This is a genomic window from Haloarcula limicola (assembly GCF_010119205.1).
Taxonomy (GTDB): domain Archaea; phylum Halobacteriota; class Halobacteria; order Halobacteriales; family Haloarculaceae; genus Haloarcula; species Haloarcula limicola.
This window is the reverse complement of record NZ_WRXM01000001.1, coordinates 1,406,891-1,418,858: the sequence shown is the minus strand read 5'-3', so window position 1 is coordinate 1,418,858 and position 11,968 is coordinate 1,406,891. Positions and strand designations below refer to the sequence as shown.

Annotated in this window: 13 protein-coding genes; 9 read left to right on the top strand and 4 right to left on the bottom strand. The window is 66.4% G+C overall.

Going from position 1 to position 11,968, the window contains the following annotated elements:
* Position 1: 1 nt before the first annotated feature.
* Together GO488_RS07250 and GO488_RS07245 are read left to right on the top strand one after the other, a co-directional pair.
* A complete protein-coding gene (locus GO488_RS07250) occupies positions 2-463 on the top strand; it encodes a histidine kinase (RefSeq protein WP_162317102.1) in 462 nt (153 codons plus the stop codon).
* Between the two features lie 40 nt (positions 464-503).
* Positions 504-1,604, top strand: a complete 1,101-nt coding sequence (locus tag GO488_RS07245; protein ID WP_162317101.1) for a M20 family metallopeptidase — start codon at positions 504-506, stop codon at positions 1,602-1,604.
* Between the two features lie 35 nt (positions 1,605-1,639).
* Here the strand turns inward: GO488_RS07245 and GO488_RS07240 are convergent, their stop codons facing one another.
* Positions 1,640-1,945 carry a hypothetical protein gene (locus GO488_RS07240; protein WP_162317100.1) on the bottom strand — a complete coding sequence of 102 codons (306 nt, stop codon included), beginning with the start codon at positions 1,943-1,945 and terminating at the stop codon, positions 1,640-1,642.
* 159 nt (positions 1,946-2,104) lie between these two features.
* On the opposite strand from GO488_RS07240, the gene GO488_RS07235 reads away from it, so the two are divergent.
* On the top strand, positions 2,105-3,604 hold the full coding sequence (locus tag GO488_RS07235) for a carboxypeptidase M32 (protein ID WP_162317099.1): 1,500 nt from the start codon (positions 2,105-2,107) through the stop codon (positions 3,602-3,604).
* 298 nt (positions 3,605-3,902) lie between these two features.
* Positions 3,903-4,718: an SAMP-activating enzyme E1 gene (gene ubaA / locus GO488_RS07230; protein ID WP_162317098.1), complete on the top strand. Its 816-nt coding sequence runs from the start codon at positions 3,903-3,905 to the stop codon at positions 4,716-4,718.
* A gap of 6 nt (positions 4,719-4,724) precedes the next feature.
* Here the strand turns inward: ubaA and GO488_RS07225 are convergent, their stop codons facing one another.
* Entirely contained in the window at positions 4,725-5,636 is a 912-nt protein-coding gene (locus GO488_RS07225; RefSeq protein ID WP_162317097.1) for a cobalamin-binding protein, read from the bottom strand.
* Positions 5,637-5,775: 139 nt separating this feature from the next.
* On the opposite strand from GO488_RS07225, the gene GO488_RS07220 reads away from it, so the two are divergent.
* From GO488_RS07220 to GO488_RS07205, 4 genes are all read left to right on the top strand, one after another.
* Positions 5,776-6,255 (top strand): RNA-binding protein, encoded by a 480-nt coding sequence (locus GO488_RS07220; protein WP_162317096.1) that lies wholly within the window; start codon positions 5,776-5,778, stop codon positions 6,253-6,255.
* A 397-nt stretch (positions 6,256-6,652) separates the two neighbouring features.
* A complete protein-coding gene (locus GO488_RS07215; RefSeq protein ID WP_162317095.1) occupies positions 6,653-7,012 on the top strand; it encodes a cell division protein SepF in 360 nt (119 codons plus the stop codon).
* Positions 7,013-7,108: 96 nt separating this feature from the next.
* Positions 7,109-8,053, top strand: a complete 945-nt coding sequence (locus GO488_RS07210; protein ID WP_162317094.1) for an ABC transporter ATP-binding protein — start codon at positions 7,109-7,111, stop codon at positions 8,051-8,053.
* 31 nt (positions 8,054-8,084) lie between these two features.
* Positions 8,085-8,852 carry an ABC transporter permease gene (locus GO488_RS07205; RefSeq protein WP_162317093.1) on the top strand — a complete coding sequence of 256 codons (768 nt, stop codon included), beginning with the start codon at positions 8,085-8,087 and terminating at the stop codon, positions 8,850-8,852.
* Between the two features lie 218 nt (positions 8,853-9,070).
* On the opposite strand, the gene GO488_RS07200 is transcribed toward GO488_RS07205, so the two are convergent.
* Together GO488_RS07200 and GO488_RS07195 are read right to left on the bottom strand one after the other, a co-directional pair.
* Positions 9,071-9,463: a DUF5611 family protein gene (locus GO488_RS07200; protein WP_162317092.1), complete on the bottom strand. Its 393-nt coding sequence runs from the start codon at positions 9,461-9,463 to the stop codon at positions 9,071-9,073.
* Between the two features lie 38 nt (positions 9,464-9,501).
* The gene (locus GO488_RS07195) at positions 9,502-10,380 is read right to left on the bottom strand and encodes a DUF7093 family protein (protein WP_162317091.1); all 879 of its coding nucleotides are present in this window, start codon (positions 10,378-10,380) and stop codon (positions 9,502-9,504) included.
* 168 nt (positions 10,381-10,548) lie between these two features.
* On the opposite strand from GO488_RS07195, the gene GO488_RS07190 reads away from it, so the two are divergent.
* Complete coding sequence (locus tag GO488_RS07190; RefSeq protein ID WP_162317090.1) at positions 10,549-11,952, top strand: PKD domain-containing protein; 1,404 nt, start codon at positions 10,549-10,551, stop codon at positions 11,950-11,952.
* Positions 11,953-11,968: the final 16 nt, after the last annotated feature.

The window sequence follows — 11,968 nt, the reverse complement described above, 5'->3', positions numbered from 1 at the left end:
AATGGCGACCGAATCCACGACTGCGGCAGAGACGGACGTAACGCTCGCCGACTGGCAAGCCGGCGTACTCGGCGGGGTCCTCGGTGCAACCGTGATGGCGGTCCTCATCTCGGTGATGAGTCCGCCCGTGCTACAGGGGGCTATCCCCGGCCTCTACGGGCTCTCCGGCGGCGTCGCGGGGTGGGTCGTCCACCTCTCGCACGGGGCGGTCCTCGGCGTCGCCTTCGCGGCCGTCGCCGAGCGAGGTCTGCCCGCCGACCGCTCTATCGGGACGACGCTCGGTCTCGGCGTCGTCTGGGGCGTCGTGACGTGGCTGGTGCTGGCAGCGCTCGTGATGCCCCTGTGGCTCGGCGCGGTCGGCTTCCCGCAGGCCCCGCCGTTCCCGAACTTCGCGGTCCCGAGCCTGCTCTGGCACGTCGTCTACGGGGGCGTGCTGGGCATCACGTACGCGGCGCTCCGCTGATCCGGCAAGAATCAAACCGCTCGGGCCACACCGTCGAGGTATGGACGTCGCTTCCCTCACCCGTGAGTTGGTCTCGATTCCGAGCCACGCGGGGCCCGACTCTGACGAGTCCGCCGCCGGCGAGTTCGTCGCGGCGTGGCTCCGCGAGCACACCGACGCGGCCGTCGAGTTCGACGACCACGGCAACGTCATCGCCCGGAAGGGCGGCGGCGACGGCGGCGAGTCGCTCGCGCTGGTCGGGCACCACGATGTCGTCCCGCCGGACGACTCGCAGATCGACGCCGACGGTAACTACGTCCTCGACGAGCGAGACGGACGCCTCTACGGCCGCGGCACGGCCGACATGAAGGGGTGCCTCGCGGCGGCGATGCTGGCCTTCCGGGACGCGAGCGAGCCGAACAGCGGTGAACTCGTCTTCGCCTCCTTCGCCGGCGAGGAGCGGGGCGGCGTCGGCTGTCGGGCCGCTGTTGACGACGGGTTCGCGCCGGATTACGCCGTCGTCGGCGAGGGCTCGACCGGCTATTCCGCGACGGGGGTGACCGACGTGGCCGTCGCACACAAGGGCCGGCGCGGGTCGACCGTCGTCGCCGAGGGCGCGGCCGCCCACGCCAGCGAACCCGAGGCCGGCGAGAACGCCATCTACCGCGCGACGGACGCCGTCGATATCGTCCGCGACCTCGACTTCCCGACGACCGAGGTACTCGGCCACGAACTTACGGGGAGCGTCGCCGTCACGGAGATCGACGGCGGGTCGGCGTGGAACGTGATTCCCGAGCGGTGCGAAGTCACCGTCGACGAGCGCACGGTCCCCGACGAACGCGCGCCGCTGGAACGGGTCGAAGCTATCGACGGCGTCTCCCGGCGCGTCGATCAGGACCTACCGCCGATGGCCTGCGGCGACGCCGGCTTCGCCGACGCGGTCCTCGACGCGGCGGCCGCCGCACAGGACGCTCGCCCCGAACACGTCGTCAAACCGCACGCCACGGACGCGGGCTGGCTCGCGGCGGCGGGCACCGACTGCGTCGTCGTCGGCGCGGCGGAACCCGGCGAGGCTCACACCGCCGAGGAGACCGTCGCTATCGAGGTACTGGAACGCTGCCGCGGTATCTACGAGAACGTCGCGGCCTCGTGGCCCGAGTGAGCCGGTGGCGACGGGGACCGCCGTAGTCCGTCCGCTCAGAGGGACTGTCGCTCGTCGCGGTCCGGGCCGGGCGTCTCGACGTCGCGGTGTCGCCACCACCAGTAGAGGCCGTACAGCCCCCCGACCAGCGCGAGGACCGAGAGGCCGTCGAACGCGTAGCCCAGCGTCGTCCCGTTCGTGGCGAGTTGGAACAGGCCGGACGCGAGCCAGATGAGCGACATTCCGACGAGCAGCGGCAGCCGGCGGGTCGTCACCTTGCCGCGGTGGTACTGGATACCGACGAAGCCGAGGATGGCGAGATACACCACGACCGGGCCGATGCCGGTGACGTTCGGAGTCACGATAGCTCGCTGTTCGATAGCCCCCCGTATCGGTCTTTTGGGCCATCTTCGGAGGTGTCTCTCGACGGATTTATCGCCTCGTCCGAGAGGTCGCGGTGTCGCCATGCACGCCTTACCGCCGACATTGCGCATTTAGGACACCCAGCCCAACGGCGTGCTATGGCAACGACTAACGAGGTAGATTCCACCTACGAACAGTTCCTCGATCACGTCAAGCGCCTCCACTACGTCGGCGACGCCGGCGGCGTCCTCCAGTGGGACCAGCAGGTGATGATGCCCGAGGGGGGGACTCCCGCTCGCGCGAAGCAGTCCTCCGCGCTCTCGACGCTCCATCACGACCTGCTGACCGACGACCGGCTGGGCGAGTGGCTGGACGACCTCGACGCCGCGGAGTTAGACGCCGAGCAGGAGGCCGTCGTCCGCGAGGTCCGCCGCGACCACGAGCGAGCGGTCCGGGTTCCCTCGGACCTCGTCGAGCGCATCTCCGAAGCCTCCTCGAACGCGCTCCCGGTCTGGGAGGAGGCGAAAGCCGAGGACGACTTCGACCACTACGCCGATACCCTGGAAGAGATGGTCCAGCTCCGCCGGGAGTACGCCGAGGCCATCGACCCGGATCGGGACCCCTACGAGGTCCTCTTCGAGGAGTACGAGCCCTACCTCGGCATCGACACCGCCGAGGAGGTACTGACGCAGTTGCGCGACCAACTCGTGCCGCTCATCGACGACATCGACGACAGCGACGTGACGCTCGCGGACCCCTTCTCGGGTACCTACGACGACGACGTGCAACACGATCTCGTCGAGGAGGCGCTTTCCGTGCTGGGTTACGACTGGGACCACGGCCGCCTCGACACCGCCCCGCACCCGTTCTCGACGGGGACGCAGTTCGACGCCCGCGTCACCACCCGGTTCAAGCCCGACGACCCGATGGACGCCGTCGGCTCGACCGTCCACGAGTTCGGCCACGCCACCTACACGCTCGGCCTCCCGCGGGAGGACTACGGCACGCCGCTGGGCGACAACCGCGACCTGACCGTCCACGAGTCCCAGTCCCGCTTCTGGGAGAACCACGTCGGCCGCACGCGGCCCTTCTGGGACCTCTTTGCCGACACCGCCAACGAGCACTTGGGGACGGATGCCTCGCCGCGCGAGTTCTACGAGGCCGCGAACGAGGTGTACGAGGACAACCTCATCCGAGTCGAAGCGGATGAGTTGACATACCACATGCACATCGTCCTGCGCTTCGAGATCGAGCGCGACCTGATTCGGGGCGACCTAGAGGTCTCTGAGGTCCCGCAGGTCTGGAACGACAAGATGGAGGAGTACCTCGGCGTGCGCCCCGACACCGACGCCGAGGGCTGCCTGCAGGACATCCACTGGACCAACGGCGCGATCGGTTACTTCCCCACCTACTCGCTCGGTTCGGTGTTGGCCGCCCAACTCGACCACCACCTCCGCGAGGACGTCGGCGACGTTGACTCGCTCGTCCGCGAGGGCGACTTCGACCCGATCCACGACTGGCTGACCGAGAACGTCCACCGACACGGCGCGCGCTACGAGACCGACGACCTCGTGAAGGAGGCCACCGGCGAGTCGTTCACCGCCGACTACTTCCTCGACTACGCCGACGAGAAGTACCGCGACCTCTACGACTGCTAGGAATCGGAGCAGCTGATTTCGAAACTGAGAGTAACGGACCGCAAAACAGCCAGAAAGCCCGGGCGCGCTACGCTCCCGCGGCTCGCTGCGGTCCTCGCTCACTGCGTTCGCTGTGGTCCTTACGTCGCCGGGGTTCGCGTGGCGCGCCGCCCCTTTCAGTCCCACCCGGGCCGGCTGGCCAGCCGCCTCTCGGCTGGATCTTTCGACCGCGCTCGACGCCGTATTCGATAGCCGTCGACCCGCCGCTTCCGGCGCACCATCCGACACCTTATGCCCGAGCGTGGACTTACACTCGCGTATGCGACCGGACCTGGACCCCGAGCAGCTCGACCGCTACTCCCGGCACATCATCATGGACGACGTTGGACCGGAGGGACAGGCGGCGCTGCTCGATTCGTCGGTGCTCGTGGTCGGCGCGGGCGGCCTCGGCGCGCCGGTCCTGCAGTACCTCGCGGCGGCGGGCATCGGGACCCTCGGAATCGTCGACGACGACGTGGTCGAGCGCTCGAACCTCCAGCGACAGGTCATCCACGGTGACGACGACGTGGGCCGGCCGAAAGTCGAGAGCGCGCGGGAATTTATCTCGGGGCTGAACCCCGACGTGACCGTCGAGGCGCACGAACTGCGCCTCGCGGCGGAGAACGCCGCCGACCTCGTGGCCGAGTACGACATCGTGGTCGACGCCTCCGACAACTTCGCCACGCGCTTCCTCGTCAACGACGCCTGCACCCTCGCCGGCGTCCCTTTCTCCCACGGCGCGGTGTTCCGCTTCGAGGGACAGGTGACGACCTTCACGGGCGGGGGGCCGTGCTACCGCTGTCTGTTCCCGAAAGCGCCGCCGGCGGGCACCGTCCCCGACTGCTCGACGGCGGGCGTGCTGGGCGTCCTCCCCGGCACTATCGGCTGTCTGCAGGCGACGGAGGTCGTCAAACTCGCGCTCGGCTACGGCGAGTCGCTGGACGGCCGTCTGCTGGCCTACGACGCCGCCGAGATGAGCGTCGACGAGGTCCCCGTCGCGCCGAATCCCGAGTGTCCGGTCTGCGGTTCGGAGCCGGCGATCGAGAGCGTCGCCGACGCCAGCTACGAGGGTCGCTGTGCGCTGACTGAGGGGTGAGCCGCTTTACGCCCTGAGCGCCGGCAGTTCCCGCACGGCGTCCCGCGGCGGTTTTTCGAACAGGTCCGGGTGCATCACGGCCGCGAGATACTCCAGCGTGTCCACGAGCCGCGGCCCCGAGCGGTTGACGTAGTGGTGACCGTCCATCACGTAGACCCGGCCCTCGCGCACCGCGGTCAGGTCGTCGAAGCCCGGCCGCCCGGTCACGTCGGCGAGGTTCTCGCGGGTCTGCTCGATATCGAAGCCGCAGGGCGCGGCCACGAGCACGTCGGGGTCGTACCCTCGAACTTCCTCCCACTCGCGGGGTCGGGAGTGCGCGCCCGCCTCCTCCATCCCGTAGGTGCCGCCGGCTTTCTCGACCATTTCCGGGACCCAGTGACCGGCAACCATCACCGGGTCGAGCCAGTCGAGGACGGCCACGCTCGGCGTGTCGCCGGCCCGCTCGACGGTCGATTCGACGGCGGCGACGCGCTCGCGGAGGTCGGCCACGAGGTCGGTCGCCGCCGCCTCGCGGTCGACGGCCGCGCCGACGCGCCGCACGGACTCGAACAGGTCCGCGAGGCTGTGGACGTCGAGTGTCACCACCTCGCTATCGAGTCCCAGCGACTCGACGGCGTCCTCGACCTGGACGTGGTCGACCGCACAGACGTCACAGACGCCCTGCGTGACGATCACGTCGGGGTCGACGCTCGCCAGCGCCTCGCGGTCGATGGCGTAGACGCCGTCGCCCGATTCGGCCTCGGCGACCTGTTCGTTTATCTCGCCGCTGGACGCCTCGGGGTCGACCCGCGAGCGGTTGACCGACGGCACCTCGCGGGCCGCCGGCGGATAGTCGCACTCGTGGGAGACGCCGACCGGTTCGACCCCGAGGGCGTAGACGATCTCCGTCGCGGAGGGGAGCAGGGTGACGACGCGCATAGCGAGGCTACGGACCGCCGGGACAAAAGCCTCCCCGCACCGAGCGTGCAGTCAACTACCGGCCGATCGACGCTCGGGTCCGACGGTCGCCCGCTCGTCGTTCGTTACGCTTACGCCCGGCCCCGTCGCAGAGGTTCGTATGAACGTCAAGTCCCGGCATCACCTCCGCTCGGACGAGGTCGACGCCATCGAGTCGGCGCTTTCCGACGAACTCGGCGTCGAACTGGACGCCGATAGCTTCGAGAAGGTCGAATTCGAGGACAGCGACTGGGACGTCGTCCTCGTCGACGGCGAGCCGCACGTCCTCTACGTGGACGAAGACCCCTTCCTCACGGTCCAGGGCGCGAACGTCTACCCGCCACAGCAGCACGTCGTCACCGTCGACGCGGGCGCGGTGTCGTTCGTCTCCGACGGCGCGGACGTGATGCGGCCGGGCATCACCGAGGCCGACCCCGATATCGAGGCGGGCGACCTCGTCGTCATCAACGAGGAGTCCCACGGGAAGTTTCTCGCCATCGGCCGGGCGAAGACCGGCGGCGACGACATGGTCGGCGACTCCGGGAAGGTCGTCGAGTCGATCCATCACGTCGGCGACGACCTCTTCGAGTTCTCGGTGTAGGGCCCCTGGAGTCTTTTTCGCCCACGTTCGTTAGAGCGAAGTCGTCCGAAAGAGCGCCGTGCGCTCTTTCGCGATCACGAGAGAGCGAAGCTCTCTCGGACGACTCTAACGCAGCCCGTCAGAAGTTTTCAACTTCTGAGGACGTTTTTCGCCGAAGGGTGCGCGAGCGAAGCGAGGTCACGTAGTGGCCTCGAACGTCGAACGGCGCAGCCGTGAGACGAAGCGAGCGCACCTGCGGCTAAAAAAGGTGGTTGGCGACGACCGCTTCGAGTTCTCGGTGTAGTCCTCTCGCCGACGCTGACTGAGAAATCGCGCCGAAGAACGCTCCGCGACGGTCGTCTGGCACGGAACTCCGTCTGACGAAACCTTGAAACCGGTCGCGCTCGCCCTGAGAGACATGGGACTGATGAGCAAGATTCTCGGCGAGACGGGCTCGTCCCGCAACACCGAGGACTACGTCGAACTGCAGGCCAACGAGTACGAGACCGCCAGCGCGGAGGCCGAACGGCAGGTCCGCATCGCCCGCATCAGCGACAAGCAGGACGTCATCGACATCAAGGACGCCGTCTACGACGGCGACGTCGTCATCGCCGACATCACGCGCCACTCCACGCAGGACCGCACGATGGAACACATCAGCGACGAGCTCAAGCAGGTCGCCAACGAGGTCGGCGGCGACATCGTCCAGAAGGACGACGATCAGCTCATCATCACGCCGAGCGACGTGGTCATCTCGCGCGAGCGACTCGGGCAGTAGCCGGTCCGTCCCCCGTTCGATACTCTCTCACGCGGATAGGCCGCCCGTTCCGCCGCGTTCAACGCGCTTTTCGGTGTCGCTGCGTTTGCGTAGACAATGACCGCTCCGGCGATTCGCGCGCGAGATCTGCGGAAAGACTACGGCGACGTGCAGGCGCTCGACGGACTGGACCTGACCGTCGAACGCGGCGAGTTCTTCGGGTTGCTCGGTCCCAACGGCGCGGGCAAGACGACGTTCATCAACACGCTCGTCGGCCTCGTCCACAAGGACGGCGGCACCGCCGAAGTGTTCGGCTTCGACGTCGAGGACGACTACCGCGAGGCCCGCGACCGCATCGGCCTCGCGCCGCAGGAGTTCAACGTCGACCGATTCTTCCCCATCATCGAAGTCCTAGAGCACAAGGCTGGATACCACGGCATCGACAAGGAGACCGCCCGAGAGCGGGCGGAAGACGCCCTGAAGACCGTCGGCATCTGGGAGAAGCGAGACACCCGTTTCGACTGGCTCTCCGGCGGGATGAAACGGCGGTTCGTCCTCGCGCGAGCGCTCGTCTCGGACCCCGATCTGCTGATCCTCGACGAACCGACCGCCGGCGTGGACGTGCAGTTGCGCCACGACCTCTGGGACATCATCAACCGGATGAACGACGCCGGGACGACCATCCTGCTGACGACCCACTACATCGAGGAGGCCGAACGGCTCTGCGACCGCGTCGCCATCATGGACAGCGGGAGCAAGGTCGAGGTCGCCGCTCCCGACGACTTGATGGCCCGCGGCACCGACACCATCGAACTCGGGCTCGCCGACCCGCCGAACCGCGCCCCGCGATTGGACGTCGACGGCGTCAGCGAGGTGGCGGTCACCGACGGCGGCCTCAGCGTCACCGCCGCCGGCGGGAGCCAGACCGCCCCCGCGCTCGTGCGGGAACTCGAACGGCGGGGCCACACCGTCACGTCGCTGGAGATCCGCCGGGCGTCGCTCGAAGAGGTGTTCGTCGACCTGACCCGCGACGACCGCGACTACGCGGAGGTGTCGGCGTGAGCCGAGACGCCGCGGACGAGGGTGTGACGGCATGAGTACGAACTACACGCAGCTCAGCACGCTGATTCAGCGCGAGGTGCTGAGGTACGTCAGGCGACCGTACAACACGTTCCTGCCCCCGATCGTGACGAACTCGCTGTACTTCGCTGTCTTCGGGGTGATCCTCGGAAACCGGATCGGCGCGATCGCCGGTGTAAGCTACATCCAGTTCGTGCTACCGGGGCTGGTCGTACTGGGCTCCATCTCGGACTCGTTCGAGAACGCCTCGTTCTCCATCTTCCACGGGAGGTGGAACGAGTACATACACGAGGTGATCACCTCGCCCATGTCCCACGGCGAGCTGGTCGTCTCTTACGTCGCGGCGAGCGCTCTCCGGGGAGTGATAACGTCGCTGCTCATCATCGGTGTCGGGGTCGTGTTCACCTCGGTCCCGCTGGCGAACCCGCTCTACACGGTCGCGTTCCTGCTGGTGATCACCGTCCTGTTCGCCGGGCTGGGCGTCATCGGCGGACTCTGGGCCACGGACTTCGACTATCTGACGGTGATGAACCAGTTCATCCTCCGCCCGCTGGTGTTCTTCGGGGCGGTGTTCTACTCGCTCGACGTGCTCCCGCCGCTGTGGCGCCAAGTGTCCCTACTGAATCCGATGGTCTACATGGTCAACGGCGTCCGCTACGGGATGATCGGTGTCACTGAAATCGATCCGAACACGTCGCTGGCCGTCCTCTCGGTCGCGGCCGTGGCCGTCCTCCTGGTCGATTTCCTGCTGGTCAAACGCGGCTACGGACTGGTCGACTGAGCCGGAGTAACACGAAGCGGACGTGCCCGAATGCCGGATTGGGTCCGCCTCCGGCGGGGCGGCAAACTATGACAGGGTGCCACGTCGAGTCACCGCTCGGTGACTCCACGACCCGGATATTTCGTGCGCCTCCGGATAGGGCGTGTGTGAACATATGACATGTACGTATTTATGCATACCGCTGGGGCGGTCTCACCTGCCGGAAAATAGCGTCGCGTTCAGACGTTGTCGGGTTTGTCGGCGTCGTCCTCGACGGACCGCTTGAGGGAGTCCCGACGCGCCTTCGCGTCGCGGCCGGTCGCGCCCTCCAAGAAGTCGTTCTTGACGGTGACGGCGTCTTCGGCGGCGTCGACGTGCCCCTCCGCGATGACCTCTTCCGCGGGCTTCTCGTCGATGTGGAGCGCCAGTTTGTCTTTCTTGCTGCCGAAGCTGACGGTGCCGGCGACGACCCGGTCGAAGACGGGGTTGTCCGGTTCGTCTACCACGAGGAGGTCGCTCCCGTTGTGTTCCTCTGTGTCGGTGACCTCGCCGAAGTGCTCCTCGACGAACGCTTCCATGTCCGGGACGCGGTCTTCGAGGTGTTCACCCCGCCGCATCTTGTACTCGCGCATGGACTTCGTTTTGCGAGGCCCCGTCTTACCCTTTGCGTTCACTCGCTACCGGTGACGAGTGTGCCTCTGTGGCACTCCGGGCAGAAGTCGCCCGCCCTGAGCGAACTCGCCTCGACGTCGGTCGTGAACCCGCACTCCGGACAGCGGAACTGCCCCGCCGGCACGGTGACCGCCTCGCCTTCCGCGGACTCGGCCGGGGCGGACCCGTCGACGGACTCCTCGGCGGTCAGATCCGTGTCGGGCCGCCACCCGTCGTCCTCGCTGTCGTCGCCCGGCTCCTCGGGCCACTGCCCGGGTTCGCGGTCGGTCGTCCCCGCCGCGTCGTCCTCGTCGCCGTCGATGATGACGGCGTCGTCCGTCTCCGGGTCGGCCTCGTCGTCGGTCACCGACTCCCCCGTCTCGGCGTCGGATACCGATACGTCCGTCGTCGGGTTCTCCAGTTCGCTGTCGCCCCGTCGGTCGCCGTCGTCGCTGTCGTCTAAGATCTCCGCGTCGTCGACGTCGGGTTCGACCGCCTCCGCTTCGGCCTCGACCTCGGTTTCGGTTCCCGCCGCTGTCTCCGGTCGGGACGCCGATCCCTCGTCGGCGTCTCGCTCCGCTTCCTCGGTCTCCGTCTCCGGGTCGTCCAACGGCTCGCTGTCGGCGAACGAGTCGATAGCGTCTACCGATTCCACCGATTCCTCGTCGGCCGCCGGTTCGCTCTCGTCTCCGTCGTCGACCATATCGCCCGCGATGTCAGCGGGCGTCTCGATCGAGGTCACTTCCTTGTTCTCCGAGACGATCCGCGTCTTTCCACACCGCTCGCAGGTCTCCCGTTCCTGGATGGTGATGACGACTTCGCTACCCTGCTCTTCGCGCTCGCGCTCGACGGTGGTCTCACCGTACGTGTGCCCGAGGACGGAACATTTGAGACCCATTGTCAGTGATTGCCGCCGTGACCTACTTAAACCCTGTCTGTCGGTTGCGCGAAGCGGCCGTCGGCTGGTGTTCACGAGAACGTTCTCCGTTGGAAATATTTCCGACTGAATTGGTTTTTGGAAGAGGAAAACGAAATATTATAAGCGAAAGCGACCCAGCGTGAACCGATGCGCTCGGCAAGTGGGGTCGTCGCCGCGCTCGCGGTGCTCGCAGTCGCAACTGCGACCGGCACGGCTGTCGCTGCCGAGAATCGGCCGCCGCTGGCCGATGCCGGTCTCGACCAGACGGTCGTTACCAATACGACCGTCTTCCTCAATGCGAACGGCTCGCGTGACCCTGACGGGGCGATCGCCCACGTCGAGTGGACGATCGAGACGCCGTCTGGCAACACCACCGCGCCGGCGTGTCCGACCTGCCGCCAGACCGAGTTTCGCCCCGACGGGACCGGCCGGTACGCCGTCACGGTCCGTGCCATCGACGACGACGGCGCGGCCCGCGAGGATACGCTGTACGTCTCGGTCACGCCCGCACGAGGTCCGACAGTCGAACTCTCTGGTCCCGCGACGACGACTCGCGGGAGCGAAACGACGCTCGTGGCGACCGCCAACGCGACGGAGACGAACGTCACCCGATTCGCGTGGCTACTCGACGGTACCGTTCTCCGAGAGGAGTCGGTCTCGGGCGAGAACGCCACGAGTACCCTCACGAACACGTTCGGGACGGCCGGCCGGGTCCCGGTCCGCGCCGTCGTCTACGACGAACTGGGATATAGCGGTGCGGCCACTCAGACACTACTCGTCAGAGCGCCGGGGGCAGGTGGCGGCGATAACCCCTGCGCGCAGGGCGTCGCTCCGTACTACGCTAACGGAAAGTTCCAGGGATGTATGAACGGTTCAGACATGATTTACAGTTTCGACGGCAATCGTACCGTACTCGACTCGAACGCCGACAACGGGATCCAGCTGTACGTCGGCGGCGAATTAACTGATGTCGGTTCTTTCCTCGAAAACGAGACGATAGAGGACTATCGCAATGGCCCGCAGACGGGATACAATGTCGATGCAATGCTCGAGGCGGCGGAGGAGAACATCAAGGAGAAAGATAAAAATAGTACCATCAGTTGGGGTCTTGAAGCTATTTCGACTGACAACCAATCGGGGTATGTTCCTCCCTCCGCTGGAAGTACTCAGACAAGCAATGTTCCAGTAGACTCTACGGACACAAACCACGACTCTGAGCCAGCAAATTACGACAGAACCGGAGAGCACGATTACAGCGCCACCGATTCTCGAAGCGAGACTGTTAGTGACATGACTGACGGGGCTTCCTCTGCTGGGACAGGAAGTCACGACGACTATCTCTCGGCGGAGGGGCCACCCAGTAACAATATCGTAGAGACAGATACTGACAAGAGTAGCGGGTACGCCCCCCCATTGAACGGCGCAGGAGCGTGCTATACCTGCCACGCGGAAGAAGAGAGTGATAGTTCACTGCATACCGGGAAGCGTGATTCTCCAGACGAATCTAACGGGGGCCTGTTAAACGAGATATCGGATTGGATAACTTTCTAGTAGAATATTAATATAA

Bases quoted from the DNA above. Each gene is read 5' to 3' on its own strand.
- GO488_RS07250 (WP_162317102.1), top strand. From the start codon at position 2: ATGGCGACCGAATCCACGACTGCGGCAGAGACGGACGTAACGCTCGCC.
- GO488_RS07245 (WP_162317101.1), top strand. From the start codon at position 504: ATGGACGTCGCTTCCCTCACCCGTGAGTTGGTCTCGATTCCGAGCCAC.
- GO488_RS07235 (WP_162317099.1), top strand. From the start codon at position 2,105: ATGGCAACGACTAACGAGGTAGATTCCACCTACGAACAGTTCCTCGAT.
- ubaA (WP_162317098.1), top strand. From the start codon at position 3,903: ATGCGACCGGACCTGGACCCCGAGCAGCTCGACCGCTACTCCCGGCAC.
- GO488_RS07225 (WP_162317097.1), bottom strand. From the start codon at position 5,636: ATGCGCGTCGTCACCCTGCTCCCCTCCGCGACGGAGATCGTCTACGCC.
- GO488_RS07220 (WP_162317096.1), top strand. From the start codon at position 5,776: ATGAACGTCAAGTCCCGGCATCACCTCCGCTCGGACGAGGTCGACGCC.
- GO488_RS07215 (WP_162317095.1), top strand. From the start codon at position 6,653: ATGGGACTGATGAGCAAGATTCTCGGCGAGACGGGCTCGTCCCGCAAC.
- GO488_RS07210 (WP_162317094.1), top strand. From the start codon at position 7,109: ATGACCGCTCCGGCGATTCGCGCGCGAGATCTGCGGAAAGACTACGGC.
- GO488_RS07205 (WP_162317093.1), top strand. From the start codon at position 8,085: ATGAGTACGAACTACACGCAGCTCAGCACGCTGATTCAGCGCGAGGTG.
- GO488_RS07200 (WP_162317092.1), bottom strand. From the start codon at position 9,463: ATGCGCGAGTACAAGATGCGGCGGGGTGAACACCTCGAAGACCGCGTC.
- GO488_RS07195 (WP_162317091.1), bottom strand. From the start codon at position 10,380: ATGGGTCTCAAATGTTCCGTCCTCGGGCACACGTACGGTGAGACCACC.
- GO488_RS07190 (WP_162317090.1), top strand. From the start codon at position 10,549: ATGCGCTCGGCAAGTGGGGTCGTCGCCGCGCTCGCGGTGCTCGCAGTC.